The organism is Serratia sp. FDAARGOS_506 (genome assembly GCF_003812745.1).
Lineage (GTDB): Bacteria > Pseudomonadota > Gammaproteobacteria > Enterobacterales > Enterobacteriaceae > Serratia.
In genome coordinates this window covers 3,427,211-3,454,150 of record NZ_CP033831.1, presented here as the reverse complement: position 1 = coordinate 3,454,150, position 26,940 = coordinate 3,427,211, and the positions used below count along the sequence as shown (strand labels likewise).

The window sequence follows — 26,940 nt, the reverse complement described above, 5'->3', positions numbered from 1 at the left end:
ATTAAAATATAACAAAGGAACTGCCATGAAAGGTATTATCGATAATATCTTAAGCAAGCTGCAGCTTTTCTCCAAAGCCATGATGGGGCCGATATTTTTCCTGCCGGTGATCGGTCTGATTCTGGCGCTCAGTTCTATTCTTACCAACGCGACATTAATCAATGAACATTCCACCGTCTTTTCTATCGGTAAAATGATCGGCGATACATTCTGGCCGTTATTCGGCAACCTCGGGCTGATTTTCTGCATCGGCATTACCTACGGCCTGGCCAAAGACAAGAAAAGCGAAGCGGCGCTGGTGGCGGTGATGTGCTTTATCATGTTCCTCGGCGCCAATTCGTCCTACCTGCAACTCAGCGGCCACGTCGCGGCCAAGATCAACGGTGAATATTACGGCACCGGGCAAACGGAACTGCTGGGTTTCACCGTAGTGGATATGGGTATCTTCCTCGGTTTGATCCTCGGCGTCACTATCGCCTGGGTGCACAACCGCCTGTGCAACGTCGAACTCAACGGCGTGTTCTCGGTCTATGGCGGTGCCAAGCTGGTGCTGATCGCCATGACGCCGATCATCATGCTGTACGCCGTCGCCTTCAGCTACCTGTGGCCGGCCATCTCGCAGGGATTGATCGCGCTAACCGGCTTTATGAAAAGCTCAGGCTCGCTCGGAGTCTTCGTCTACGGCTTCTTCGAGAAATTCCTGATCCCCACCGGGCTGCACCACTTTATCTGGTCGCCGTTCCAGCTCACCAGCATCGGCGGCTCGATCGTGCAAGACGGGCAGACCATCTCCGGCTCACAGGCGATTTTCCTGGCCTATATGCGCGACCCGAACATCTCGCCGCTCATGAACGAAGCGCTGCGTTTTTCGCAGCAGGGTATGGTGACCATCTTCGGCCTGTCGGGGGCGGCATTGGCTTTCTATCACACCGCCAAGCCGGAAAAGAAGATGCTGGCCAAGGCGATTCTCATCCCGGCCATCACCACCTCAATTCTGGTCGGTATCACCGAGCCGATAGAGTTCACTTTCCTGTTTATTTCTCCGCTGCTGTGGGTGATCCACGCCGTGCTGACCGCGCTGTCGCAGGTGGCCTGCAACCTGTTCCAGGTGCGCCCCTGGGGCGCCAGCGGGTTGGTTGAGTTCCTGGCCTACAACCTGCCGCTGCCGGTCTCACTCACCCGTTGGCCGCTATATGTGGTCATTGGTCTGGTTCAGTTCGCAGTGTATTACCTGGTGTTTAAAACGCTGGTGCTGAAACTCAATCTGAAAACGCCGGGCCGTGAAGATGACCAAGACGTCAAACTCTATTCCAAACAGGATTACCAGAACCGCAAGAATACCCCGGACGAACTAAGTGGCATCATTATTCGCGCGCTGGGTGGCAAGGAAAACATTATTTCCGTCGACAACTGTTTTACCCGGCTGCGGGTGGAATTAAAGGATATGGCGCGAGTGGATGAAGCCGCGTTGAAAAGCACCGGTGCCAAAGGCGTGGTGAAGAATCGCCGTGAAGTGCAGGTGATTTACGGCGTCACGGTCGGCAAGGTCAAAAATCAGGTAGAGAAATATTTAGCGGCACTCTAACGCATTATTAATGGGAGATATCGAATGAAATTAACCGTTCTTGGCGGCGGCGGCGTGCGTTCCCCGTTCCTCGCCAAATCCATCGCCTATAACGCCCACCGCATCGGCATTACCGAAGTGGTATTTATGGATACCGATGAGCGCCATCTGGCGATCTACGGCGCCCTCGCGCAGGGCGTGTTCCAGCGCATTCGCGGCGACATTGCCTTCAGCCTCAGCAGCGCTCCGCGCCAGGCGCTGACCGGCGCCGACTACATCATCACCACCCTGCGCATCGGCGGCGAGGAAGGCCGCATTCATGACGAGCGCATCGCGCTCAATCACCAGCTGCTCGGGCAAGAAACCACCGGCGCCGGCGGCTTCGCCATGGCGATGCGCTCGATTCCGGCGATCCTCGACTATTGCCGCCTGATCGAACAGGTTTCCTCACCGAACGCGGTCTTGTTCAACTTCACCAACCCTTCCGGCATGGTGACCGAGGCGATCATCAAATCCGGCTTCCAACGCCGGGTCTATGGCATCTGCGACGCCCCCAGCGAGTTTATCCGCGAACTGGCCGAGCTGCTGGGCTGCCGCGAAGACGAACTGAGCGTCGACTGCTTCGGCCTCAACCACCTTTCCTGGTTCCGCAATGCGCGCGTCAACGGTGAACCGGTCACAGACCGGTTGCTGGCGGATCCACGCCTGTATCGCGAGACCTGCATGAAGTACTTCTCGCCGGAGCTGGTGGCGCTGTCGGACAACCTGATGCTCAACGAGTATCTCTATTATTACTACTACCGTGAGCAGGCGATCGCCGCCATCGTCGCGGGCGGCGAGACCCGCGGCGAACAAATCGCGGCGATCAACCGCCAAATGCTGTCAGAATTGGGCAAGCTGGACATCCCCCACCAGTTGGAACACGCCTTCTCTGTCTACTTCAGCCATTACCTGCAGCGCGAAAACTCCTACATGCAGCGAGAGTCCAACCAGGACAAGGTGAAAACGCGCGCGATGCTGACGCTGCAGCAATTTATCGAACAGCCTGACAGCGGCGGTTATGCCGGGGTGGCGATCGATATTCTGGAGGCAGTCAACAGCGGCCGACAAAAACGCGTGGTGGTATCGATGCAAAACCACGACACGCTCGATTTTTTGCACCCGGAAGACGTGATCGAAATCAGCTGCGAATTGAACAGCGCCGGCATTCAGCCGGTCAAAATGCGCGATATTCCCGACACCCAAAAAAACCTGATTTCGCAGGTGAAAGAGTACGAGCGCCTGGCAGTGGCGGCGATTTTGACCGGCAATCGCCAACTGGCCATCAAAGCGTTGATGGTGCACCCGCTGGTCAACTCCTATTCGCTGGCTAAAACGCTGGTGGAGGAGTATCTGCAGGCCCACCGCCAGTATGCCGAGCACTGGCACTAAAACGGCGCGACGCGGCCATCAGCGGCTGCGTCGCTCAAACCAGGCGGTGATCACATTCTCGAATCCCAACAGGCAGTGGCCGAAAAACGGATTGGGATAGTAGATATCGTGATCGTATTTTTGCCGATCTTCAAACAGAAAGGTCATGTCGGCCTGCTGCGCCAGCGGACTATTCCCGTCGCCGCAAAATGCCGCCAACAGGATGCGATTGCGCTTCACCGCCTCCCCCCAGCTCAGCGCCGAACCGCTGTTGCCCGACTTTGAAATCACGATCACCATATCGAAGCGAAAGCGTGTCTCCCGATCAAGAATATCGAAATCCGGCCACAGCGACAGGTAACTGTCGACGCCCAACGTCATAAACTTGTTGTACATGTACTGCGCGACCAGCTGCGAGAAACCGCTGCCGTGGATCAGGATTTTTCCGCTATCGAGCAGATCGAGAAACTGCGCCTGCTGGGCCGGCGGCGCCGCCGACGTGGCGCATTCCGCCTGGTAGGCCGGTGCCATCGCCAGGTTGAATTTGATGAAATAGACCAGTTCGAGATAGCCGCGAAAGCCCAGCTTTTTAGCCAGCCGCACCAGCGTTGAAGGGGAACTGTAGCAGCGTGCGGACACCGCGCGGATGCCGTCGTCGATGCAGGCGTCCGGATTGTCGAGAATGCAGTGCAAAATCGTCAGATCCGTCTTGCTGAGCTCTGCCTGGCTGAAGATCTGTTTGAAGTTCATTGCCGCCCTCGTTATTCGCCAAAATTATTGTTTCGCACGCGCTTCACCGCCTGTCCAGTGCGAGACGATTAAATTGTGATGCGCTTTAGGTCGCCAAACCCCTTGATTTGCCAGCGGGATAACCGCCTTTACCCACCCCGCCCCGGCCCCTATAATGGCCCCTTTCTGGGGTATGGCGCGGCCGCCAAACGGTTTGCCCATACGGGTTCGGCTCACTACTGCTGAAGGATACGCTGCATGAAAAAGTGGTCACATCTGCTCGCAGCCGGGATGATGGCGCTGAGTTTCTGCTCTGCAAACGCCTCTGACGGCAAAACGCTGTATTTCTATAACTGGACTGAATACGTCCCGCCGGGGCTGCTGGAGCAGTTCACCAAGGAAACCGGCATCAAGGTGATCTATTCCACCTATGAATCCAACGAAAGCATGTACGCCAAGCTGAAGACCTATAAAGACGGCGCGTACGATCTGGTGGTGCCTTCCACGTACTTCGTCGCCAAGATGAGCAAGGAAGGCATGCTGCAAAAGATCGACAAGAGCAAGCTCAGCCACTTCAAGGATCTCGATCCTGCCCTGCTGAACAAGCCGTTCGATCCTAACAACGACTATTCCATCCCTTACATCTGGGGCGCCACCGCCATCGGCGTCAACAGCGACGCGCAGGATCCCTCTACCGTTACTGCCTGGGCCGATCTGTGGCAGCCGCAGTACAAGGGACGCCTGCTGCTGACCGACGACGCGCGTGAAGTGTTTCAGATGGCGCTGCTCAAACTGGGTTATTCCGGCAACACCACCGACCCGAAAGAGATTGAAGCTGCCTATCACGAACTGCAGAAATTGATGCCGAACGTGCTGGCCTTCAACTCCGACAACCCGGGTAACCCGTTTATGGAAGGGGAAGTCAACGTCGGCATGGTGTGGAACGGTTCGGCCTTCGTGGCGCGCCAGGCCGGCACGCCGCTGGAGATCGTCTGGCCGAAAGAAGGTGGGATCTTCTGGATGGACAGCCTGGCCATTCCGGCCAACGCGCGCAACGTCGAGGGGGCGCTGAAGCTGATCGACTTCCTGCTGCGGCCGGAAATCGCGGTGCAGGTGGCGGAAACCATCGGTTACCCGACGCCGAACCTGGCGGCGAAGAAGCTGCTGTCGCCGGAGATCGCCAACGACAAGTCACTCTACCCGGATAAGGCGGTGATTGAGCACGGTGAGTGGCAAAACGACGTTGGCGACGCCAGCACGCTGTACGAAAGCTACTTCCAAAAGCTGAAAGCCGGGCGCTAACACGCCCCGCCATCCCATCAGGGCGCGCAGTGCGCCCTGATGCCTTTCTCAGGGCCTGTCGGCCCGCGCCACCTTGCCCACCAGGAATTTGTGCACAAAACGCGGCACCACTTCGCTGGCTAGGCCGTAGTGTTTCTCGTCGAACTGGCTCTCCACCTGGCTCGGCTCCAGATTCAGCTCCATGGCGTAGGCGCCGCCCAGCCGCGCCTCATGCACGAAGCCGGCTGCCGGATAGACATGGCCGGAAGTGCCAATGGCGACGAAGAAATCGGCCTTGCTCAGCGCCTGGTAAATGTCGTCCATACCCAACGGCATCTCTCCGAACCACACCACGTGCGGCCGCAGCGGCGCCGGGAACTGGCAACAGTGACAACGCTCGTCGACGCTGAGATCGCCGGGCCACTCGAACACCTGGCCCGACTGGGTGCAACGCACCTTCAGCAATTCGCCATGCATGTGCAGCACCCGCTTGCTGCCGGCGCGCTCATGCAGGTTATCGATGTTTTGCGTAACCAGCAGGAAGTTGTCCCCCAACCACTCTTCCAGGTCCGCCAGCGCACGGTGCGCGGCGTTTGGGGCGATCTCCTCCGTCTGCAGCTGGCGGCGGCGTTCGTTGTAAAACGCCTGCACCAGCGCCGGATCGCGCTGAAAACCTTCCGGCGTGGCGACGTCCTCCACCCGGTGCTCTTCCCACAGCCCATCCGCGGCCCGGAAGGTGCGAATGCCCGACTCGGCGGAAATGCCGGCCCCGGTCAACACCACCACAAACGGCTTTTTCAGCTCAGCCGCCGCCATGGTGTCACGGTGAAAAATGCGTGAACGAAAGCGCTGATGCAGCACATGCTTACTCTTGCGAAACTGACACAGCCGATGGCGAGTGTGCATTAACTCTCTCCTTACTTTTCCCTGTTTACCAAATTGAGGAACGCTGCGCCGCGCACGCCGCCCGCGTCGCCATAGCGCGCCTTCTCGATGCGCGGCAGCCGGGCCACCCGCAGCAGGTGCGCCGGCAGCCGCTGCGGCAGAGCCTGGTAAATGGCATCAAAATTCGACAGCCCACCGCCGATCACCACCAGGTGCGGATCCAGCACCGTCAGCAGGTTGCCCAGGCAGATCGCCAGCACGTCCATAAAGCGGTCAACGTGGGCCACCGCCTGCGGCTCACCCGCCTGATAATGCGCAATGATTTCAGTAGCGGGCAAGTGCCGGCCATAGAAATGGGCGTACATCCATTCGAAACCGCGGCCCGATATGTAATTTTCAATGCAACCCTGGTGGCCACACCCGCAGGCAACGCGAGGTACATCACGTCCCAGCACCTCTAGCGCGTCAACCGGCAGGCGCAAATGACCGAACTCGCCGGCGATATAGTTGCGCCCAGGCACCGTCTTGCCGTCAACGATCAGGCCGCCACCTACGCCGGTACCAAGAATGATGCCCAGCACCGTCGGGTAGCGGCGAAACTCGTCGTCCCAGGCCTCCGACAGCGCAAAGCAGTTAGCGTCGTTATCGACCCGTACCTCGCGCCCGATCAGCGCCGCCAGATCGCGCGGCAGCGGCCTCCCCATCGCCGCCGGCACATTGGCGGTAAACAGCGTGCCGTCGTCGTCGTTGGGCAGGCCCGGAATGCCGATGCCGACGCTGCCGCGCCGGCCGCAAAATGCATCCGCTTCAAGGGTCAGATCGCACAGCGTGGCCAGCAGCTGCCGGTAGTCTTCACGCGGCGTCGGCACCCGCTTTTGCCAGATGCGCTGCAGGTTGTCGTCGAATACCCCCAGCTCAATCTTGGTGCCGCCCATATCGAAACCGTAGTACATAACCCATCCCCAGGCTAAAAAAACGGGGCGGCATCGCTGCCTCCCCGTGGGTTTTATTGTCCGCTCAGCACCCGAGCCGGATCGATGCGGCTGGCGCGCCTGGCCGGATACCAACTGGCCAACAGGCTCAGCACGATGGCGGTCGCCAGCACGATCAGCACGTCCAGCCAATGCAGCTCGGAAGGCAGGAAATCGATGAAGTAGATATCACCCGACAGGAAGGAATGACCGACCAGTTTCTCGATGCCCCGGATGATGTTGGTCAGCTGCAGCGAAGCGATCACCCCGATCACCACGCCGCTCAGGCTGCCCAGCAGCCCGGCCAGCAGCCCGTACCAGATGAAGATGGCGCGGATAAAGCCGTCTTTGGCCCCCAGGGTGCGCAACACCGCGATGTCGGCGCTTTTGTCTTTCACCGCCATCACCAGCGTGGAGACGATGTTGAAGCAGGCCACGCCGATCACCAGCACCATCGCCAGGTACATAATGGCGCGGATCATCTGGATATCGCGATACATGTAGCCGTATTTGCCGATCCAGCTCTTGATGTAAATGTAGGCGTTGGTCACTTCGCCGGCGTCGCGCACCAGTTTGTTGGCGGCGAACACATCGTTCATCTTGAGGGCGATGCCCGTGACACTGTCACCCATGTCGAGATACTGCTGCGCGTCGGCCAGCGGCACCAGCGCCAGACTGTGATCGAGCTGGCCGCTGAGCTGCAAAATGCCGGTCACGTGCAGACGAATGCGCTTCGGTTGCAGCAGCTTCATTTCCGGGTCGCTGTTGGGGATCATCACCGTCACATAGGCGCCCTGCTTGACGCCCAGCGCGTCAGCCACGCCCTTACCGAGGATCACCTGCTGCTCGCCGGGCTTGAAGTTGGCCCAGGCGTCGCCCTGCACATACTGCGGCAGCGCGCTCAGCCGGCTCTCCTGCTGCGGATCAACGCCTTTGACTTCCACCGCGCGCAACTGCGCGCCGTTCTCCATCAGGCCGGTAAAGTTGATGTACGGCGCAGCGGCCACAATGCCCGGCACCTTTTCCACCCGCTGCAGAATCGACGGCCAGCCGCTGAACGGCTGATTGACCGGCTCGAGTTCGCCGTGCGGCACCACCGCCAGAATGCGGTTCTTCAGCTCACGCTCAAAGCCGTTCATCGCGCTCAGGCCGACGATCAGCACCGCTACCCCCAGCGCGATGCCGATGGTGGAGATAACCGAGATCAGCGATACCATGCCGCCGCGTTTACGGCCGCGGCTGAAACGCAAGGCCGTCAGGAAGGACAGTGAGGCTCCCGCCATTACTCGGCCCCCATCAGGGTCAGCTGCGCCTGCAGGTGGCCGTCGGCCATTTCCAGCTGGCGGCTCAGGCGCTTGGCCAGCTGCAGATCGTGCGTCACCACCAGGAAAGCAGTGCCCTGACGCACGTTCAGCTCGCCCAGCAGATCGAAGATGCTGTCTGCGGTGCGTTTGTCCAGGTTACCGGTCGGTTCGTCCGCCAGCACCAGCGCCGGGTTGTTGACCAGCGCACGCGCGATAGCCACGCGCTGACGCTCGCCGCCGGAAAGCTCAGACGGGCGGTGCTTGCTGCGTTTTTCCAGCCCGACCGCCGCCAGCATCTCCCGCGCCTTCTCCTGCGCCTGCGCCGGCTTGGCGCCGCCGATCAGCAGCGGCATGGCGGCGTTTTCCAGCGCGGTGAAGTCCGGCAGCAGATGGTGGAACTGATAGATGAAGCCCAGTTGGCGATTGCGCAGCTCGGCCTTGGCCGCCGAAGACATGGCGTTCAGCGATGCGCCCTTGAAGATCACCTCGCCGGAGGTCGGCGAGTCCAACCCACCCAGCAGGTGCAACAGGGTACTCTTGCCGGAACCCGAGCTGCCGACGATCGCCATCATCTCGCCCTGCTGCATGGCAAAGCTGACATTGCGCAGCACGTCGGTGTGCAGATTGCCTTCCTGATAGGTCTTGCACAGGTTGTCACACTGCAGCAAAAGATGGTTACTCATAACGTAAAGCCTCAGCGGGTTGTACGGCGGCAGCGCGCCATGAAGGATAAAGCGTGGACAACAGGGAAACCGCCATCGCCACCACGGCGATGATCGTCACCTGTAGCGGATCGACCGCCACCGGCAGCGAAGCGCCGTCGATCAGGGCGCCGAGGATCGGCATCAGGTTATTCAGGTTGGTGGCCAGCAGCACGCCGAGCAGCGTGCCGAGCAACGAACCGATGATGCCGGCGCTGGCGCCTTGCACCATGAACACCGACATGATCTGGCGGCGGGTCAGCCCCTGGGTCTGCAGAATGGCGACCTCGCCCTGCTTCTCCATCACCAGCAGGCCGAGCGAAGTAATGATGTTAAACGCCGCCACCGCCACGATCAGGCTGAGCAGCAGCCCCATCATGTTTTTCTCCATGCGCACCGCCTGGAACAGCTCGCCCTTGCGATCGCGCCAGTCTTTCCAAACCGTGCCCGCCGGCAGCGCCTGCTGGCTGAGCGTATCGACCGTCAGCGGCTGTTGCAGGAACAGGCGCCAGCCGGTGATGTTGCCGGCCGGGTAACGCATCAGTCGCGAAGCGTCCTGTTGATTGACCAGCAGCTGATAGCCGTCCACTTCGCTGTTGGCGTGGAAGGTGCCGATGAGGGTGAACAGGCGCTGGCTGGGAATGCGGCCCATCGGCGTGAACTGGCTGGCGCTCGGCACCATCACGCGCAGCGAATCGCCGCGCTTGACGCCAAGTTGCCCCGCCAGCTGCTCGCCGATGATGATGTTGTATTGGCCTGGCTGCAGCTGCTGCTGCTTGACGTTGACCAGGTACGGGGTCAACGGATCGGCCTCGTCGGGATTGACGCCGAGCATCACCCCCACCGCCACGCTGCGGGCGCTTTGCAGCACCACGTCACCGGTGGTCAGCGGCGCGACGCGCGTAACCCCTTGCAGCTTCTGCACCTCGGAGGCCGGCAGCTGCTGCGGGTTGACCGATCCTTGTGGACTGGTGACCAACGCCTGCGGCATCAGACCGAGAATGTTGTTTTCCAGATCCTTTTCGAAACCGTTCATCACCGACAGCACGGTGACCAACGCCATCACCCCCAGCGTAATGCCGATGGTGGAAAGCCAGGAAACAAACCGCCCGAAGCGGTCTGAGGCTCGCCCGCGCATGTAGCGCAGGCCAATGAATAACGCGACAGGTTGATACATGAAATCCGTTTGATAGCCGTGGCTTAAGCAAAGTGATCATGGATAATAAAGGCTCTCCCTCGTTTAGGGAACACCCGACGGCCTTTTATTGCGTGGCGGAAAGGGGGCGACGGCGGCGGCGCGGCGCGATATGTATACGCCACCGCAAAAAATCACCGCCGTCAACCGGCTAAATAACCGGCAAAAAACCGATGAGCCGCGCTTTTTGCTGTGTCAGTTTGCCGGCCGCTGGGCTACTATAAACAGCATAAAGGCGCTGGGTTATCCGTGCCGGGACGCCCTCTAACACATTGATTAAAGATACCTGAATGAGCACTTCCGATAGCCGTAACCGTTCTTCATCCCCTCGTTATTCTCTGCCCGATCGCGCGGGCGATCTGCGCCAGTTGGGGCAACTGACCGGCGCGGCCTGCGCCGTGGAGTGCGCCGAGATCGTCGAACGCCACCCAGGCCCGGTGATGCTGATCGCGCCGGACATGCAAAACGCCCTGCGGCTGCGCGATGAGATCCAGCAGTTCACCGACCAGATGGTGACCACGCTGTCCGACTGGGAAACCCTGCCTTACGACAGCTTCTCGCCGCATCAGGAAATCATCTCCGCCCGTCTGTCGAGCCTGTATCATCTGCCGACCATGGCGCGCGGCGTGATCATTCTGCCGGTCAACACGCTGATGCAGCGCGTCTGCCCTCATGAGTTCCTGCACGGCCATGCGTTGGTCATGAAGAAAGGCCAGCGCCTGTCGCGCGACAAACTGCGCGCGCAGCTGGAGCAGGCCGGCTACCGCAGCGTCGATCAGGTGATGGAGCACGGAGAATTCGCCACCCGCGGCGCGTTGCTCGATCTTTATCCGATGGGCAGCGAAGAGCCTTACCGCATCGACTTCTTCGATGACGAAATCGACAGTCTGCGCATCTTCGACGTCGATACCCAGCGCACGCTGAGCGAAGTCGAGGCCATCAATCTGCTGCCTGCTCACGAGTTCCCTACCGACAAAAACGCCATTGAGCTGTTCCGCAGCCAGTGGCGCGAGCAGTTTGAAGTGCGCCGCGACGCCGAACACATCTATCAGCAAGTCAGCAAAAGCGCCTGGCCGGCCGGCATCGAATACTGGCAGCCGTTGTTCTTCAGCCAGCCGCTGCCGTCGCTGTTCAGCTACCTGCCGGCCAATACGCTGATCGTCAATACCGGCGATCTGGAAAGCGCCGCCGAGCGCTTCTGGCAAGACGTCAATCAGCGTTACGACAGCCGCCGCGTCGATCCGATGCGCCCGCTGTTGGCGCCGGATACGCTGTGGCTGCGCGTCGACGCGCTGTTCGGCGAGCTGAAGGCCTGGCCGCGCATCGCGCTGAAAACCGATGAACTGCCGGCCAAGGCCGGCAATACCAACCTGGACTACCATGCCCTGCCCGATTTGGCGGTGCAGGCGCAGCATAAATCTCCGCTGGATAACCTGCGTCGCTTTATCGAAGGTTTCGACGGCAGCGTGATTTTCTCGGTCGAGAGCGAGGGGCGGCGTGAAACGTTGCAGGATTTGCTCGGCCGCATCAAGCTGGCGCCGGCGCTGATCCAACGACTCGATCAGGCGGAAGCAACGGGCCGTTACATGATGGTCGGCGCCGCCGAACACGGCTTCCTCGACGGCCTGCGCCAGCGGGCGCTGATCTGCGAAAGCGATCTGCTCGGCGAACGCGTCAGCCGCCGCCGGCAGGATAACCGGCGCACCATCAACACCGATACCCTGATCCGTAACCTGGCGGAACTGCATCCCGGCCAGCCGGTGGTGCACCTGGAGCACGGGGTTGGCCGCTACGTCGGCTTGACCACGCTGGAAGCCGGCGGCATCAAGGCCGAATATCTGATCCTCTCCTACGCCGGTGAAGACAAGCTGTACGTGCCGGTTTCTTCGCTGCATCTGATCAGCCGTTACGCCGGCGGCGCGGACGAAAACGCCCCGCTGCATAAACTGGGCGGCGACGCCTGGACGCGCGCGCGGCAGAAAGCGGCCGAGCGGGTGCGCGACGTGGCGGCGGAGCTGCTGGATATCTACGCCCAACGCGCCGCCAAGGCCGGTTTCGCCTTCAAACACAACCGCGAACAGTACCAGCTGTTCTGCCAGAGCTTCCCGTTCGAAACCACGCCGGATCAGGAACAGGCGATCAACGCGGTGCTGAGCGACATGTGCCAGCCGCTGGCGATGGACCGCCTGGTGTGCGGCGACGTCGGCTTCGGCAAAACCGAAGTGGCGATGCGCGCCGCCTTCCTGGCGGTGGAAAACGGTAAACAGGTGGCAGTGCTGGTGCCGACTACCCTGCTGGCGCAGCAGCACTTCGACAACTTCCGCGATCGCTTCGCCACCTGGCCGATCCGCATCGAGATGATGTCGCGCTTCCGCAGCGCCAAAGAGCAGCAGCAGGTGCTGGACGACGCGGCCGAAGGCAAGGTGGACATCATCATCGGCACCCACAAGCTGTTGCAGAGCGATCTGCGCTGGAAAGACCTGGGGCTGCTGATCGTTGATGAAGAACACCGCTTCGGCGTGCGTCATAAAGAACGCATCAAGGCGATGCGCGCCGACGTCGATATCCTGACGCTGACCGCCACGCCGATCCCGCGGACCCTGAACATGGCGATGAGCGGCATGCGCGATCTGTCGATCATCGCCACGCCGCCGGCGCGCCGGCTGGCAGTGAAAACCTTTGTGCGCGAATACGACAGCCTGGTGGTGCGCGAGGCGATCCTGCGCGAAGTGCTGCGCGGCGGCCAGGTTTACTACCTCTACAACGACGTGGAAAACATCGAGAAAGCGGCGCAGCGCCTGGCGGAACTGGTGCCGGAAGCGCGCATCGCCATCGGCCACGGCCAGATGCGCGAACGCGATCTGGAACGGGTGATGAACGATTTCCACCACCAGCGCTTCAACGTGCTGGTGTGCACCACCATCATCGAGACCGGCATCGATATCCCCAGCGCCAACACCATCATTATCGAGCGGGCCGATCGCTTCGGCCTGGCGCAGCTGCACCAGCTGCGCGGCCGCGTCGGGCGTTCGCACCACCAGGCTTACGCCTATCTGCTGACGCCGAACCCGAAAGCCATGGGCACCGACGCCCATAAACGGCTCGAAGCCATCGCATCGCTGGAAGATCTCGGCGCCGGTTTCGCGCTGGCGACCCACGATCTGGAGATCCGCGGCGCCGGCGAACTGCTGGGCGAAGACCAGAGCGGCCAGATGACTACCGTCGGTTTCTCACTCTACATGGAGCTGTTGGAAAGCGCCGTCGATGCGTTGAAAAACGGCCGCGAGCCGTCGCTGGAAGATCTCACCAGCAACCAGACCGAGGTCGAGCTGCGCATGCCGACGCTGTTGCCGGAAGATTTCATTCCCGACGTCAATACCCGTCTTTCGCTGTACAAGCGCATCGCCAGCGCGAAAAGCGACGGCGAGCTGGATGAGCTGAAGGTCGAGCTGATCGACCGCTTCGGCCAACTGCCGGACGCGGCGCGCAACCTGTTGCAGTGTGCGGCGCTGCGTCTGCATGCGCAGAAACTGGGCATCAAACGCATCGAGAGCAACGAGCGCGGCGGTTTCATCGAGTTTGGCGACAACAACCGCGTCGATCCCGGTTATCTGATCGGCCTGTTGCAGGGTAATCCGCAGGTTTACCGCCTGGATGGCCCGAGCAAGCTGAAGTTCACGCTCGATCTGGCCGATCGCCAGAAGCGCCTGACGTTCACCGAAGAACTGCTGAGCGCCTTCCGCGAACACACGCTGGCGGCCTGAGCCAACGCCTCCCGCCGGCGCGGCGGGAGGCGGCTTATTCGCGCGGGAAACCGGCGCCCAGCGGCGCCAGCTGCATCACGCGGCTGGTCACCACCCGGTTTTTACCGCTGCGCTTCGCCTCATACAAGGCTTCGTCGGTCATGGCGATCGCCTTGTCCAGCGTCATGCCGGGCAGATACAGCGACACGCCGATCGACAGCGTGATGTGCGCTTCATCGTGGGCATTCAGCAAGAACGTCGAGCTCTCCACCGCGCTGCGAATGCGCTCCGCCACCCCGCCGATGACCAGCGGATCGTAGCTGGCAGTGATCACCATAAACTCCTCGCCGCCGTAACGCCCGACGAAGTCCTCATTGCGCACGCTGTTTTGCAGCAACCGGCCGACGCTGGCCAGCAGCACGTCGCCGGCCGGGTGACCATAGGTGTCGTTGATCTTTTTGAAATCATCCAGATCGAGGATCATCAACCCACACGGGCGGCGTTCGGCGCGCTGCATCATCAGATGGTAATCGACGCTGGCGCGGTTGTTGATATGGGTCAGGCTGTCGGTGGTGGCGCGTGCGCGCATCGCGAAATAGGCATAGATGTGGCGCTCTTTGAAATTCAGCGCATGGTAGCAAATCGCCAGGCAGAGCGCAGAAACCGCCTGGTACAGCAACACGTCCAGCCACAGCCCGCTCATGTCCACCAGCAGCCACACCACCGCGATGCGATACAGCGCGATGGCGCCGATCGTCAGGTAAAACACCCAGTGGGATTTCTTTAACCACACGCGTGACAGCAGTAGCGGTACCAGAATTGAGGCGATAAACAGGTTATCGACGGTGAAACCGCCGGTCAGCGCCATGGCGAACAAAAAACTCACCAGTCCGCTAATACCGCCGCCAAAAAAGGTCACCAGGATCATCGGGATCATCGAAAAGCTGTAGTGCACCTTGTCGGTCAACTCCAGCCGATCCTGGCTGAGATAGAGCACCGCCACCCCGGCCAGCAGGCCGAATACGATGCGTTTCCACAACGCAGAACGGTAGGAGAACGGCGCGTTTTTACTGAGAACGAAATAGCTTACCGACAGCGTGGCGTAGGTGATGCAGGCGTCGCTGTAAATGGCGGGAATGGACGCAATGTAGGTCATAAATAGTCAGCGCGCTCCTCGGGATCGCCAGGGGTTTTAATGTGCAGACGTTGAATAACGCATCCCTGTCGTCTCCGCTCGGCGGCGACTATTTTACACAGTCTATTAATAGAGTAGCAGTTCTATCTTATCGCCAAGCCGTCTATCTCGCGACGCACGCTTCAGGCTACTCTGTGCTTTGTATTATCGGGGGAGAACCGCATGAATATCGACGATGAACTGCAGGCGCTCAGCGAACAGGAAGCGACGCTGGCCTTTACCCATTTTGACGCCGCCACCGCCTGGGAACTGGGCGCAGCGCTGAAAACCGCCGCCGAGCGGCGCGGTTTGAGCATCGCCATCGAGATCCAGCTGGCCGGGCAGACGCTGTTTTATTACGCCATGCCAGGCGCAACGCCGGACATCGCCGACTGGGTGCGGCGCAAGCGCAATCTGGTAAACCATTTTCACAAAAGCTCTTACGCCATCAGCCTGCGCCTGCAGCAGCGGCAAACGTCGCTGGAGGAGCGCTACGGGCTGAGCGTGCGCGACTATTCGGTGCACGGCGGCGCCTTCCCACTCAGCCTGACCGGCCTCGGCTGCATCGGCAGCATCAGCATTTCCGGCGCACCGCAGAAGGAGGATCACCAGCTGCTGGTGAGCACTTTAGCCCATTTTCTCGGCTTATCCATCCCTGCGCCGCATTAGGCGTTAAAATATTGATTATTCCTTTCCTTTTCAGCCGCAGAATCTGCGGCTGACTTATCTATTGTCGGTATTTATCCCCGCACAAAATAGCGACTCTCTGATTTCCTGTGCCAAATTGACCCAGGTCTGGTAATCCGCTGAACAAAAGGCGTATGGTATCTGTCACGTGACAAGACGGACCTCATCGGGCCCGCCATTCCTTTCACTTTTGAAGATTTGGTATGCACCGTAGATGAAAACGCATGAAATAAACAAAATTCGCCCCTTCAGCGCGCTGATAGACGCCTGCTGGCGGGAACCTTATAGCCTGGCGCGGTTGCTGAAAGACGCTATCGCCGGGGTGACGGTCGGCATTATTGCCATCCCGCTGGCGATGGCGCTGGCGATCGCCAGCGGCGTGCCGCCGCAGTACGGCCTGTATACCGCCGCCATCGCCGGTATCGTCATCGCCGTCAGCGGCGGTTCGCGCTACAGCGTCTCGGGCCCCACCGCCGCCTTCGTGGTGATCCTCTATCCGGTTTCGCAACAGTTCGGCCTGGCCGGTCTGCTGGTCGCCACGTTGATCTCGGGGGTATTTCTGTTGCTGATGGGGCTGGCACGCTTTGGCCGGCTGATCGAGTACATTCCGCTGCCGGTGACGCTCGGCTTTACTTCCGGTATCGCCATCACCATCGCTACCATGCAGATCAAAGACTTCTTCGGCCTGCAGCTGGCGCACACGCCGGAAAATTATGTCGGCAAGCTGTACGCTCTGTTGCAGGCGCTGCCGACATTGGATCTCGGCGATACCCTGATCGGTGTGGTGACGCTCCTGATCCTGATCTTCTGGCCCAAGCTCGGCCTGAGGGTGCCTGGCCACCTGCCGGCGCTGCTGGCGGGCACCGCGCTAATGGGGCTGCTGGCGCTGTTTGATCACCCGGTGGCGACCATCGGCTCGCGCTTCAGCTACCTGCTGGCCGACGGCAGCAGCGGCCAGGGCATCCCGCCGATCCTGCCGCAGCTGCTGCTGCCCTGGGATCTGCCTGGCGGCGGCGGGCAGCCGTTCACCCTGAGCTGGCAAACCGTTTCCGCCCTGCTGCCGGCGGCGTTTTCGATGGCGATGCTCGGTGCGATCGAATCGCTGCTGTGCGCGGTGGTGCTCGACGGCATGACCGGCAAGAAGCACAACTCGAACAGCGAACTGATCGGCCAGGGCGCGGGCAACATCATCGCGCCGTTCTTCGGCGGCATCACCGCCACCGCCGCGATTGCCCGTTCGGCGGCCAACGTGCGCGCCGGTGCCACCTCGCCGGTGTCCGCTATCATCCACGCGCTGCTGGTGCTGTTGGCGCTGCTGGTATTGGCGCCGTGGCTCTCTTATCTGCCGCTGGCGGCGATGGCGGCGCTGCTGCTGATGGTCGCCTGGAACATGAGCGAGGCGCACAAGGTGGTTTACCTGCTGCGCCGGGCGCCGAAGGACGACATCCTGGTGCTGCTGCTGTGCATGTCGCTGACAGTGCTGTTCGACATGGTGATCGCCATTACCGTGGGCATCGTGCTGGCGTCGCTGCTGTTTATGCGCCGCATCGCCCGCATGACGCGGCTGAGCGAGCTGAGCGCCGGCGACGACCGCCTGGTGCTGCGGGTGAACGGCCCGCTGTTCTTCGCCGCCGCCGAGCGCATCTTTACCGAACTGCTGGCGCGCAGCGAGGGCTATCGGACGATCGTGCTGCAATGGGATGCGGTGCCGGTGCTCGACGCCGGCGGCCTGAGCGCCCTGCGTCGCTTTATCGATGTGCTGCCGGCGGATAAAAAGCTGGTGATCACCGACGTGCCGTTCCAGCCGCTGAAAACCCTGGCGCGCGCGCGGGTGCAGCCGATCGAGGGCCGCCTGCAGTTCTACCCGACCCTGCCGGAAGCGCTGGCGGCCACCGGCGCCTAAACGTAAAAAAGCCCGACGAGTCGGGCTTTTTTTATGGCGATGAGCGCTTAGTTGCTGGTATCCAGCTCCGGGAAGCTCTTCACCAGGTCATCGATGGCTTTCATCTGCGCCAGGAACGGCTCCAGTTTGTCCAACGGCAGCGCGGACGGACCGTCACACTTGGCGTTGTTCGGATCCGGGTGCGCTTCGAGGAACAGACCGGCCAGACCAACCGCCATGCCGGCGCGCGCCAGCTCGGCCACCTGAGCACGACGGCCGCCGGACGCGGCGCCGAACGGATCGCGGGTCTGCAGCGCGTGGGTCACGTCGAAGATCACCGGATGGCCGCCGGTCACGTTTTTCATCACGTTGATGCCCAGCATGTCGACCACCAGGTTGTCATAGCCAAAGTTGCTGCCACGATCGCACAGGATCACCTGGTCATTGCCGCCCTCTTTGAACTTGTCGACGATGTTGCCCATCTGCCCCGGGCTGACGAACTGCGGCTTCTTGACGTTGATCACCGCACCGGTTTTCGCCATTGCTTCCACCAGATCGGTCTGACGCGCCAGGAAGGCCGGCAGCTGGATCACATCAACCACTTCGGAAACCGGCTGCGCCTGCGCCGCTTCATGCACGTCGGTGATGATTTTCACGCCGAAGGTTTTTTTGATTTCTTCGAAGATCTTCATCCCTTCTTCCAGGCCCGGACCACGGTACGAGTGGATGGAAGAACGGTTGGCCTTGTCGAAAGAGGCTTTGAATACGTAAGGGATGCCCAGTTTTTGCGTCACGGTGACGTAGTGTTCGCAGATGCTCATCGCCAGATCGCGCGATTCCAGCACGTTCATACCGCCAAACAGCACAAACGGCAGATCGTTTGCTACGTCGATATCGCCAATGCTAACCACTTTCTGTTTCATGCTTTCGCCTTTGTTAAGGTTGTAACCGTCGCCTTGCAAACTGCACGGAGTCATTGAATTAATGCAGCGTCACCTGTTTCGGCTCAATCGAATGGATCTGAACTTTGATCACTTCGCTGACCGGGTCTTCAGGACACTGCTCGACAAAATAGTTGAGATCGGAAATCGCGATATGGTTGCACTCCAGCTGGGCGTAAATCAGCCCGCGGTCGCGGATTTCGTAGGGATCTTCCGGATCGAAGCACAGCACCGTTTCGCTGGTGCGCAGCGCCATTTCCAGCTGTTTTTCTTCCATCAGGGCGGCCTTCAGCGTATCGAGCATCTTGCGCACCACCATGATGTTCTCCGACTCGTCGAGGTCGTCGTCTTCCAGCTCGGCGCCCAACCCCAGGTTACCCTTGATCCACACTTCCAGCTGATGCTCGCTCAGGGTTTCGCCGTTCAGCGGGTTGATCAGCCACAGCTCTTCGTCCAGCCAGTCGGCGCGCAGGATCAGCTGAGTAGGGAAAATCACCGGCAACAGCGGCAAATCCAGCGCGTTGGCGATGTGCAGGAAGATGGTGCCGAGCGAAACCGGCGTGCCTTGCCGCCCTTCCAGCACCTTATCCAGCCAGATGGCGTCCGACAGGCGGTACACACCGCTGGCGCCGCCGAATCCCCAGGTCTTGTAAAACAGTTCGATGAGCGCATCCAATTGCTGCTCCTGAGTGATATCGGTCGGCACTACCGCGCGCGCTTCGTCCACCAGCTGTTGCAGCTTGCGCTCCACGTCGGCGGCCGGGAAATCGCGCCGCACCGACTGCGACACCAGGATCACCCCTTCGCTCAGCGGGGAGGTGTTAAATTCAAAATCAGCAATGCTACTCATAGGTATCCCATCAGAAACGGTATTTTCGTCGTGGCAAGTTTAATTATCAGGTACAGGCAGCCCAACGCCAGCGCGAACGCCACGGTTCGCAGCCGTTGACTTTTGGTCTTCTTGCCCAATGCGACGTAGCCAAGCAGGATATAGATAATAACGCCAAACAGCTTCTCGGTCAGCCATGAGTCCATACCCAGCAGCGGATAAAACCCGAACGTCACCACCAGCGCGATGCCGCTGACGAACAGCAGCGTGTCGTTCAGGTGCGGCGCTACCTTGACCCAGCGGCGATCCATGATCGGCGAGCGGCGCCACTGCCAAAAGAAACGCAGCACAAACAAGGTAATACTGATGGCGACCGTCAGCAAATGGAAATGTTTCAACGCGGTGTATGCAGTCATGATGCTCCCTTAAATGGCCCGGGCGTCGTTATTATGAGGGGCGCTTATCCCGGCCATTGGCCGAGCGTCACGCGATCGTTGTCGCCGTAATCACGGTGGGTGGCGACAGCGGAAAATCCGGCGGCCTGCAGCAGCGCGCGCACGCTCTCGCCCTGCTGCCAGCCATGTTCCAACAGCAGCCAGCCCTGGGGCTGCAAATGGTGCGGCGCCTGACGCACGATGGCGGCCAGATCCGCCAGACCCTGATCGGCGGCGACCAGCGCGCTGTCGGGCTCGAAGCGCACGTCGCCCTGCGACAAATGCGGATCGGCGGCGTCGATATAGGGTGGATTACTGGCGATCAGCGCGAAGCGCTGCCCTGCCACGGGCGTAAACCAACTGCCCTGTAAAAATCGGACATTGTCGATCTTCAGCTTGTGCGCATTGTGCTGCGCCAGCGCGACCGCCTCTGGCTGCACATCGACGCCAATTGCCGAGCAATCCGGGCGCTCGCTGGCTAGCGCAAGCGCGATGGCGCCAGTGCCGGTGCCGAGATCGAGGAAGTGGCAAGGCTGCGGCGGCAGACGCGCCAGCGCCAGTTCCACCAGGCATTCGGTATCCGGGCGCGGGATTAGCGTTGCGGGCGAAACCGACAGCGGCAGCGACCAAAACTCGCGCTCGCCCACCAGATAAGCCACCGGCTCACCGCGTTCACGGCGCGCCAACAGCGTCTCCAGCTGCTGTTGCTGCTGCGGCGTCAACACGGTTTCACCGAACGCCATCAGGAAGGTTCTGGCCTTGCCGGTCACGAAACCCAACAGGATTTCCGCGTCACGCCGGGCGCTGTCGCTGTGGGTCAAACGCGCGGCGGCAGCTTTCAGCCAGTGTTGATAGTCCATCACTCTTGCTCGGCGGACAGCGCAGCCAGCTGGTCGGCCTGATACTCTTGCACGATCGGTTGGATCAGCATGTCCAGTTTACCTTCCATCACTTCGTCCAGGCGGTAGAGCGTCAGGTTGATGCGGTGGTCGGTCACCCGCCCCTGCGGGAAGTTGTAGGTGCGATTGCGGTCGGAACGATCGCCGCTGCCCAGCAGGTTGCGGCGAGTGGACGCCTCGGCCTGCTGGCGCTTGGCCATCTCGGCGGCGCGAATGCGCGCGCCCAGCACCGACATCGCCTTGGCTTTGTTTTTGTGCTGTGAACGTTCGTCCTGGCACTCCACCACGATGCCGGTCGGCAAGTGGGTGATGCGGATCGCCGAGTCGGTGGTGTTAACGTGCTGACCGCCGGCGCCGGAGGAGCGGAAGGTATCGATTTTCAGATCGCCCGGGTTGATGTCCGGCAGCTCGGCTTCCGGCACTTCCGGCATCACCGCCACGGTGCAGGCGGAGGTGTGAATGCGCCCCTGGGATTCGGTTTCCGGCACGCGCTGCACGCGGTGGCCACCGGATTCAAACTTCAGCTGGCCGTACACGCCGTCACCAGAGACTTTGGCGATCACTTCCTTGAAGCCGCCGTGCTCGCCTTCGTTGGCGCTCATCACTTCGACACGCCAGCGGCGGCTTTCCGCATAGCGGCTGTACATGCGGAACAGATCGCCGGCGAAGATCGCCGCCTCATCGCCACCGGTGCCGGCGCGCACTTCGAGGAAGCAGCTGCGCTCATCGTCCGGATCTTTCGGCAGCAACAAGACCTGCAGTTGCTGCTCCAGCTCTTCGCTGGTCGCCCGCGCCTGTTTCAGCTCTTCCTGCGCCATCTCGCGCATTTCCGGATCGTCCAGCATCATTTCTGCCGTCTCCAGATCCTCCTGCACCTGACGCCATTCCAGGAAGCAGCGGCTGACGTCGGTCAGCTGCGCGTATTCTCGCGACAGCGCGCGGAACCGGTCTTGGTCGGCGATAACGCCGGCATCGCCGAGCAGCGCCTGCACTTCTTCATGGCGCTCTTGTAACGCTTCCAGTTTGGCAACAATAGAAGGCTTCATGCGTGGTAATAAACCCTGTTAATAGAGAAAACTAATGCTGATCCAGCCCGAGGCTGTCGCGTAATAATTGCAACCGCTCCACATCGCCGTCGCCGGCGGCCTGCTGGAGGGATTTGGTGGGGGCATGAATAAGACGGTTGGTCAGTTTATGGGCCAGCTCGTGAATAACCTGCTCCACGTTGGCGCCCTGCGCGATGGCGGCCAGCGCTTTGGCCTCCATCTCTGCGCGAATTTGATCGGCCTGCGAACGGTAGTCGCGGATGGTTTCGACCGCGCCCTGCGAGCGCAGCCAAGCCATGAAGTTGGTGCTTTCCTGCTGCACGATCGACTCCGCCTGCACCGCCGCCGCTTTGCGCTGCGCCAGGTTGCTTTGAATGATGGCGTGCAGATCGTCCACGCTGTACAGATAAGCGTTGGCCAGTTTGCCGACTTCCGGTTCGATATCGCGCGGTACGGCGATATCCACCAGCAGCATCGGCTGGTTGCGGCGCGCCTTCAGCGCGCGCTCCACCATCCCCTTGCCGATGATGGGCAGCGGGCTGGCGGTAGAACTGATGATGATGTCGGCGTCCGCCAGGCGTTCGTCGATCTCCGGCAGGGTGATGACCTCCGCGCCGACCTCGTCCGCCAGCAGCTGCGCGCGCTCGCGGGTGCGGTTGGCGATGATCATGTGTCGCACTTTGTGTTCGCGCAGGTGGCGCGCCACCAGCTCGATGGTTTCGCCGGCGCCCACCAGCAATACGTTGAGATCGGCCAACGATTCAAAAATCTGTCGCGCCAGGGTACAGGCGGCGAACGCCACGGAGACCGCGCTGGCGCCGATTTCGGTTTCGGTACGCACGCGCTTGGCGACGGAGAAGGATTTTTGGAACAGACGCTCCAGCTCGCCGGACAGCGACTGGCCGCGTTGCGACTCGGCGAAGGCCTTTTTGACCTGCCCAAGGATCTGCGGTTCACCCAACACCAGCGAGTCCAAGCCGCTGGCCACCCGCATCAGATGGCTGACCGCGTCGTTGCCTTGATGCCAGTACAGGCTTTTCTTCACCTCTTCCGGCCGCAGGTTGTGGTAGGCGCACAGCCAGGCAACCAGTTGCTCGTGCATGTGTTCCTGCTGTTCTACGCTGAGATACAACTCGGTGCGGTTGCAGGTGGACAACACGACGCCGCCCTGCACCAACGGTTGTTGGAGCAAGCTGGTCAGCGCCTCATCGATGGACTCTGGCGAGAAGGTCACCCTTTCACGCAGAGAAACCGGAGCGGTTTTGTGATTTATACCTAACGCCAGCAGGGTCATTGCTTCGAGTAATACTTCTGTTGGTACGGGTTCTCGTTGAACGGCATTCTACTTGATGCGCAGGATCAATAAAAGTAACAACCGCATCTTCCGTTCAATCGTTGCCATAGATGGCATCAATCGATGAATAATTAATAAATACAGTGAGATGATTTATAATTTGGCGGCATAACATACTGAATTTTAGCGCAGGATGCGATATCCCGCACAGGATTCGGTAAAACCTGCAGGTTATCCGCTTATAATCCGTGCGTTATCAACCCAGCGTGCCGCAGCGGTAGCACGGTTCCAGGATAAAAGAGACCTGCTGGCAAAAAGCCTGTTTAGCCTGAAAGGAAAAGAATACCGCACCGGCAAAGCACAAAAGCGGAATGATTATCCGTGCTGCAATCTTCACTCGATGATTTCCCGCAACAAAACCCCCGGCAGCATACCGAGACAAACATCAACCAAACGCTAACGGCGGTCACCCGCAGTAACGAAAATTGTTGCGCACGGACGGCGGTACGAAACGATTGTGTTAATCTTAATGACGCCCCCGATGCGCGTACCGGGTTGGCATTGCGCCGCTAAAAGCGGCAAGATTCAACGCGATGCAGCAAAAAATTGACGCGCCGCCGCCGCCCCGTTAGCGTGAGCACTGAATCTGGGTTTCGTCGCGCATGCCCGCAAGGACAAAAGGACAAGAGAAAGTTATGCCAATACGCAAAGTTAGTTTGCTTCGTCTGATCCCGCTGGCCAGTCTGGTACTGGCCGCCTGTACCACCACCAAGCCGACCGGCCCGGCCACCAGCCCGACTTCACCGCAGTGGCGCGCCCATGAGCAGGCGGTGCAGCAGCTCAGCACCTATCAGACCCGCGGCTCCTTCGCTTACTTGTCTGATCAGAAAAAAGTCTACGCCCGCTTCTTCTGGCAGCAGTTCTCGCCGGAACGTTATCGCCTGCTGTTAACCAACCCGCTGGGCAGCACGGAAATGGATCTCAACGTGCAGAAAAACGTGGTGCAGTTGACCGACAACCAGGGCAAACGCTACGTCAGCGACAACCCGGAAGAGATGATCCGCAAGCTGACCGGCATGGCAATCCCGCTGAACAACCTGCGTCAGTGGATGGTCGGCCTGCCGGGCGAAGCCAACGATTTTGCGCTGGATGACCAATATCGCCTGAGCAAACTGACCTACCAGCAAGACGGGCAGACCTGGAAAGTGGATTATCAGGGCTACAGCAACGAGGTGCAGCCGACGCTGCCGAACCGCCTGGAGCTGCAGCAGGGCGACCAGCGCATCAAGCTGAAAATGGATAACTGGACGCTCAAATGATCCGCCAGTGGCCCTCACCCGCGAAACTCAATCTGTTTTTGTACATCACCGGCCGTCGTGAAGACGGCTATCACCTGCTGCAGACGCTGTTCCAGTTTTTGGACTACGGCGACACCCTGACCATTGACCCGCGCCAGGACGATCGCATTAATCTGCTGACGCCGGTCGATGGCGTACCGGACGAACAGAACCTGATCGTGCGCGCCGCCCGCTTGCTGCAGCGCTATTGCGATGAACGCGGCCTGCAAACAGCACCGCGCGGCGCCGACATCAGCATCGACAAGCGCCTGCCGATGGGCGGCGGCTTGGGCGGCGGCTCCTCCAACGCCGCCACCGTGCTGGTGGCGTTGAACGAACTGTGGCGCTGCCACCTCAGCGACGATCAACTGGCAGCGCTGGGGCTCAGCCTCGGCGCCGACGTGCCGGTGTTCGTGCGCGGCCACGCCGCCTTCGCCGAAGGCATCGGCGAGCGTCTACAGCCGGCCGAGCCGCAGGAAAAGTGGTATCTGGTGGCGCATCCCGGCGTCGGCATCCCGACACCGCTGATCTTCGGCGACCCCGAATTGAAAAGAGACACCCCGGTTCGCTCCTTAAGTGAGCTGTTGCAGGCGCCGTACGCAAATGATTGCGAACCGATCGCAAGAAAACGTTTTCGCGAGGTTGAACAGCTTCTTTCATGGCTGTTAGAATACGCCCCGTCACGCCTGACTGGCACAGGTGCTTGTGTGTTTGCTGAATTCGACACAGAAATCGCTGCCCGTCAGGTGTTAAATCAAGCCCCGGAGTGGTTGCGTGGTTTTGTAGCGCGCGGCGTTAACGTCTCCCCACTACATCGCATTCGTTCCGGGCGGTTTGAGTCGTAGCTCAACGTTTCGCTGCGCAGGGTCATGCACACCTGGCCCTGTTATCCCTGCGCTGCCTGCGGTCTCAATTTTAGTTTTACATACCCGTATGTATATTGCGCCGGCGTCGCCGACTGCCCCTTGGCGATGTCGTATGACAATATCTTCTCTGGACGCAAGCCTGAGGTTCTTCTCGTGCCTGATATGAAGCTTTTTGCTGGTAACGCCACCCCGGAACTAGCACAACGTATTGCCAACCGTTTGTACACCAGCCTTGGTGACGCCGCTGTAGGTCGTTTTAGCGACGGCGAAGTGAGCGTGCAAATCAACGAAAATGTACGCGGCGGTGATATTTTCATCATCCAGTCCACCTGTGCCCCGACCAACGACAACCTGATGGAACTGGTTGTGATGGTCGACGCCCTGCGTCGCGCCTCCGCAGGTCGTATTACCGCCGTTATCCCTTACTTCGGCTATGCCCGCCAGGATCGCCGCGTGCGTTCCGCGCGTGTGCCAATCACCGCCAAGGTGGTTGCCGATTTCCTCTCCAGCGTAGGGGTTGACCGCGTTCTGACGGTGGATCTGCATGCTGAGCAGATTCAAGGCTTCTTCGACGTACCGGTAGACAACGTGTTCGGCAGCCCGATCCTGCTTGAAGACATGCTGCAGCAGAACCTGGAAAACCCGATCGTGGTTTCTCCGGACATCGGCGGCGTAGTGCGTGCCCGTGCTATCGCTAAACTGCTGAATGACACCGACATGGCCATCATTGACAAACGCCGTCCACGTGCGAACGTTTCTCAAGTGATGCACATCATCGGTGACGTGGCAGGCCGTGACTGCGTGCTGGTCGACGACATGATCGACACCGGCGGTACCTTGTGTAAAGCGGCTGAAGCGTTGAAAGAACGCGGTGCCAAGCGCGTATTCGCCTACGCGACGCACCCGATCTTCTCCGGCAACGCCGTGGACAACATCAAGAACTCGGTGATTGATGAAGTGATCGTCTGCGACACCATTCCGCTGTCGCCGGAAATCAAGGCACTGAAAAACGTTCGTACTCTGACCCTGTCCGGCATGCTGGCTGAAGCCATCCGCCGCATCAGCAACGAAGAGTCGATCTCTGCGATGTTCGAGCATTGATTCGTCGTCTTTCCGGTGCGGCGCCCACCGTGCCGGAAAGATAACGAGCCCGAAAGCAGAAAAAGAAAAACCCGTTGGTGCGCAAGCAACAACGGGTTTTCTACTCGTAGTCCAACATGACCTCAAACCTTAATGCACGGCAGATTTTCCCTTGCCCTGCCCTTGCTTCCCTTCTGATTTTTTAATCAATGCGACGAACGATGTTGGTCGTTGCGGCACCGTTTATCAAAGTGTTTTACCCACCAGTAGCGATCAGCCACCTGCTCGCGGCCGCCGATACGTGCGCCCACCAGCCACAACAGCGCGCCAACGAAGATACTCATGATGGCGCCGTGGGCGAAAAACTGCGGTAAATTAAACTGTGATACTTCAGCAATAATGGAGTATCCGACGCCACCGATCATCACGACCAGGCCCAGCCCCATAAAAAAGTTGCCCACTCTGTCCGCGCTTCTACGTTTCATATGCCACCTCCATGATTGCCATGTGCCAACCGGGATAACGCTGCAACTTGTTAACCCACTTTGATAAGTTAAGTATAGCCCTTGCCGCGGCAAGGGGATTGCGGAGGCGATCACAAATGGTAAAGAATTATTGACACTTCTTAACACGCCGCTGAAAATTAGCGGACAAATTGAATTATTCATCTAATGAATCATTCGTCTTT

The 26,940-nt window shown here is 60.0% G+C and carries 23 protein-coding genes; 9 read left to right on the top strand and 14 right to left on the bottom strand.

Annotated elements, in window-relative coordinates; translation table 11 throughout:
• Nucleotides 1–25: 25 nt before the first annotated feature.
• Nucleotides 26–1,585, top strand: a complete 1,560-nt coding sequence (locus EGY12_RS16800) for a PTS transporter subunit EIIC (RefSeq protein ID WP_123894686.1) — start codon at nucleotides 26–28, stop codon at nucleotides 1,583–1,585.
• A gap of 24 nt (nucleotides 1,586–1,609) precedes the next feature.
• Nucleotides 1,610–2,995 (top strand): glycoside hydrolase, encoded by a 1,386-nt coding sequence (locus tag EGY12_RS16795; RefSeq protein ID WP_123894685.1) that lies wholly within the window; start codon nucleotides 1,610–1,612, stop codon nucleotides 2,993–2,995.
• Nucleotides 2,996–3,013: 18 nt separating this feature from the next.
• Here the strand turns inward: EGY12_RS16795 and EGY12_RS16790 are convergent, their stop codons facing one another.
• Complete coding sequence (locus EGY12_RS16790; RefSeq protein WP_123894684.1) at nucleotides 3,014–3,724, bottom strand: MurR/RpiR family transcriptional regulator; 711 nt, start codon at nucleotides 3,722–3,724, stop codon at nucleotides 3,014–3,016.
• 237 nt (nucleotides 3,725–3,961) lie between these two features.
• Between EGY12_RS16790 and potD the strand changes: the two genes are divergently transcribed.
• The gene (gene potD / locus EGY12_RS16785) at nucleotides 3,962–5,005 is read left to right on the top strand and encodes a spermidine/putrescine ABC transporter substrate-binding protein PotD (protein WP_123894683.1); all 1,044 of its coding nucleotides are present in this window, start codon (nucleotides 3,962–3,964) and stop codon (nucleotides 5,003–5,005) included.
• A gap of 48 nt (nucleotides 5,006–5,053) precedes the next feature.
• Here the strand turns inward: potD and cobB are convergent, their stop codons facing one another.
• Genes cobB through lolC form a run of 5 tightly spaced genes read right to left on the bottom strand, consistent with a single transcriptional unit; the run spans nucleotide 5,054 to nucleotide 10,022 of the window.
• Nucleotides 5,054–5,890 carry a Sir2 family NAD+-dependent deacetylase gene (gene cobB / locus EGY12_RS16780; RefSeq protein ID WP_123894682.1) on the bottom strand — a complete coding sequence of 279 codons (837 nt, stop codon included), beginning with the start codon at nucleotides 5,888–5,890 and terminating at the stop codon, nucleotides 5,054–5,056.
• 11 nt (nucleotides 5,891–5,901) lie between these two features.
• Complete coding sequence (gene nagK / locus EGY12_RS16775) at nucleotides 5,902–6,822, bottom strand: N-acetylglucosamine kinase (RefSeq protein ID WP_033653858.1); 921 nt, start codon at nucleotides 6,820–6,822, stop codon at nucleotides 5,902–5,904.
• Nucleotides 6,823–6,875: 53 nt separating this feature from the next.
• Nucleotides 6,876–8,123, bottom strand: coding sequence for a lipoprotein-releasing ABC transporter permease subunit LolE (gene lolE / locus EGY12_RS16770; protein WP_033642765.1), 1,248 nt, complete (start codon nucleotides 8,121–8,123; stop codon nucleotides 6,876–6,878).
• Nucleotides 8,123–8,827, bottom strand: a complete 705-nt coding sequence (gene lolD, locus EGY12_RS16765; protein WP_033638178.1) for a lipoprotein-releasing ABC transporter ATP-binding protein LolD — start codon at nucleotides 8,825–8,827, stop codon at nucleotides 8,123–8,125. The genes lolE and lolD overlap by 1 nt, the downstream gene beginning before the upstream one ends.
• Nucleotides 8,820–10,022 (bottom strand): lipoprotein-releasing ABC transporter permease subunit LolC, encoded by a 1,203-nt coding sequence (lolC, locus tag EGY12_RS16760; RefSeq protein ID WP_004941116.1) that lies wholly within the window; start codon nucleotides 10,020–10,022, stop codon nucleotides 8,820–8,822. The genes lolD and lolC overlap by 8 nt, the downstream gene beginning before the upstream one ends.
• Nucleotides 10,023–10,330: 308 nt before the next feature.
• Between lolC and mfd the strand changes: the two genes are divergently transcribed.
• Complete coding sequence (gene mfd, locus EGY12_RS16750; RefSeq protein WP_123894681.1) at nucleotides 10,331–13,804, top strand: transcription-repair coupling factor; 3,474 nt, start codon at nucleotides 10,331–10,333, stop codon at nucleotides 13,802–13,804.
• 34 nt (nucleotides 13,805–13,838) lie between these two features.
• Here mfd and EGY12_RS16745 read toward each other — a convergent pair whose 3' ends face one another.
• The gene (locus tag EGY12_RS16745) at nucleotides 13,839–14,939 is read right to left on the bottom strand and encodes a GGDEF domain-containing protein (protein ID WP_123894680.1); all 1,101 of its coding nucleotides are present in this window, start codon (nucleotides 14,937–14,939) and stop codon (nucleotides 13,839–13,841) included.
• Between the two features lie 201 nt (nucleotides 14,940–15,140).
• On the opposite strand from EGY12_RS16745, the gene EGY12_RS16740 reads away from it, so the two are divergent.
• Nucleotides 15,141–15,626 carry a heme-degrading domain-containing protein gene (locus EGY12_RS16740; RefSeq protein ID WP_123894679.1) on the top strand — a complete coding sequence of 162 codons (486 nt, stop codon included), beginning with the start codon at nucleotides 15,141–15,143 and terminating at the stop codon, nucleotides 15,624–15,626.
• Nucleotides 15,627–15,858: 232 nt separating this feature from the next.
• The gene (gene dauA / locus EGY12_RS16735; protein ID WP_123894678.1) at nucleotides 15,859–17,547 is read left to right on the top strand and encodes a C4-dicarboxylic acid transporter DauA; all 1,689 of its coding nucleotides are present in this window, start codon (nucleotides 15,859–15,861) and stop codon (nucleotides 17,545–17,547) included.
• Between the two features lie 47 nt (nucleotides 17,548–17,594).
• Here the strand turns inward: dauA and kdsA are convergent, their stop codons facing one another.
• Genes kdsA through hemA form a run of 6 tightly spaced genes read right to left on the bottom strand, consistent with a single transcriptional unit; the run spans nucleotide 17,595 to nucleotide 22,969 of the window.
• The gene (gene kdsA / locus EGY12_RS16730; RefSeq protein WP_123894677.1) at nucleotides 17,595–18,449 is read right to left on the bottom strand and encodes a 3-deoxy-8-phosphooctulonate synthase; all 855 of its coding nucleotides are present in this window, start codon (nucleotides 18,447–18,449) and stop codon (nucleotides 17,595–17,597) included.
• A gap of 58 nt (nucleotides 18,450–18,507) precedes the next feature.
• Nucleotides 18,508–19,317 (bottom strand): invasion regulator SirB1, encoded by an 810-nt coding sequence (gene sirB1 / locus EGY12_RS16725; RefSeq protein ID WP_004941083.1) that lies wholly within the window; start codon nucleotides 19,315–19,317, stop codon nucleotides 18,508–18,510.
• Nucleotides 19,314–19,712, bottom strand: a complete 399-nt coding sequence (locus EGY12_RS16720) for a SirB2 family protein (protein WP_049274255.1) — start codon at nucleotides 19,710–19,712, stop codon at nucleotides 19,314–19,316. The genes sirB1 and EGY12_RS16720 overlap by 4 nt, the downstream gene beginning before the upstream one ends.
• Before the next feature lie 44 nt (nucleotides 19,713–19,756).
• The gene (prmC, locus tag EGY12_RS16715; RefSeq protein WP_123894676.1) at nucleotides 19,757–20,590 is read right to left on the bottom strand and encodes a peptide chain release factor N(5)-glutamine methyltransferase; all 834 of its coding nucleotides are present in this window, start codon (nucleotides 20,588–20,590) and stop codon (nucleotides 19,757–19,759) included.
• Nucleotides 20,590–21,675: a peptide chain release factor 1 gene (prfA, locus tag EGY12_RS16710; protein WP_019454779.1), complete on the bottom strand. Its 1,086-nt coding sequence runs from the start codon at nucleotides 21,673–21,675 to the stop codon at nucleotides 20,590–20,592. Before prfA ends, prmC begins: the two co-directional genes overlap by 1 nt.
• 31 nt (nucleotides 21,676–21,706) lie before the next feature.
• Nucleotides 21,707–22,969: a glutamyl-tRNA reductase gene (gene hemA, locus EGY12_RS16705; protein WP_019454778.1), complete on the bottom strand. Its 1,263-nt coding sequence runs from the start codon at nucleotides 22,967–22,969 to the stop codon at nucleotides 21,707–21,709.
• A gap of 695 nt (nucleotides 22,970–23,664) precedes the next feature.
• Between hemA and lolB the strand changes: the two genes are divergently transcribed.
• From lolB to prs, 3 genes are all read left to right on the top strand, one after another.
• Nucleotides 23,665–24,288 (top strand): lipoprotein insertase outer membrane protein LolB, encoded by a 624-nt coding sequence (gene lolB, locus EGY12_RS16695; protein WP_123894674.1) that lies wholly within the window; start codon nucleotides 23,665–23,667, stop codon nucleotides 24,286–24,288.
• Nucleotides 24,285–25,151 carry a 4-(cytidine 5'-diphospho)-2-C-methyl-D-erythritol kinase gene (ispE, locus tag EGY12_RS16690; RefSeq protein ID WP_123894673.1) on the top strand — a complete coding sequence of 289 codons (867 nt, stop codon included), beginning with the start codon at nucleotides 24,285–24,287 and terminating at the stop codon, nucleotides 25,149–25,151. Before lolB ends, ispE begins: the two co-directional genes overlap by 4 nt.
• Before the next feature lie 174 nt (nucleotides 25,152–25,325).
• A complete protein-coding gene (gene prs / locus EGY12_RS16685) occupies nucleotides 25,326–26,273 on the top strand; it encodes a ribose-phosphate diphosphokinase (RefSeq protein ID WP_004941061.1) in 948 nt (315 codons plus the stop codon).
• 185 nt (nucleotides 26,274–26,458) lie between these two features.
• Here prs and ychH read toward each other — a convergent pair whose 3' ends face one another.
• Complete coding sequence (gene ychH / locus EGY12_RS16680; RefSeq protein WP_004941056.1) at nucleotides 26,459–26,737, bottom strand: stress-induced protein YchH; 279 nt, start codon at nucleotides 26,735–26,737, stop codon at nucleotides 26,459–26,461.
• Nucleotides 26,738–26,940 lie beyond the last annotated feature (203 nt).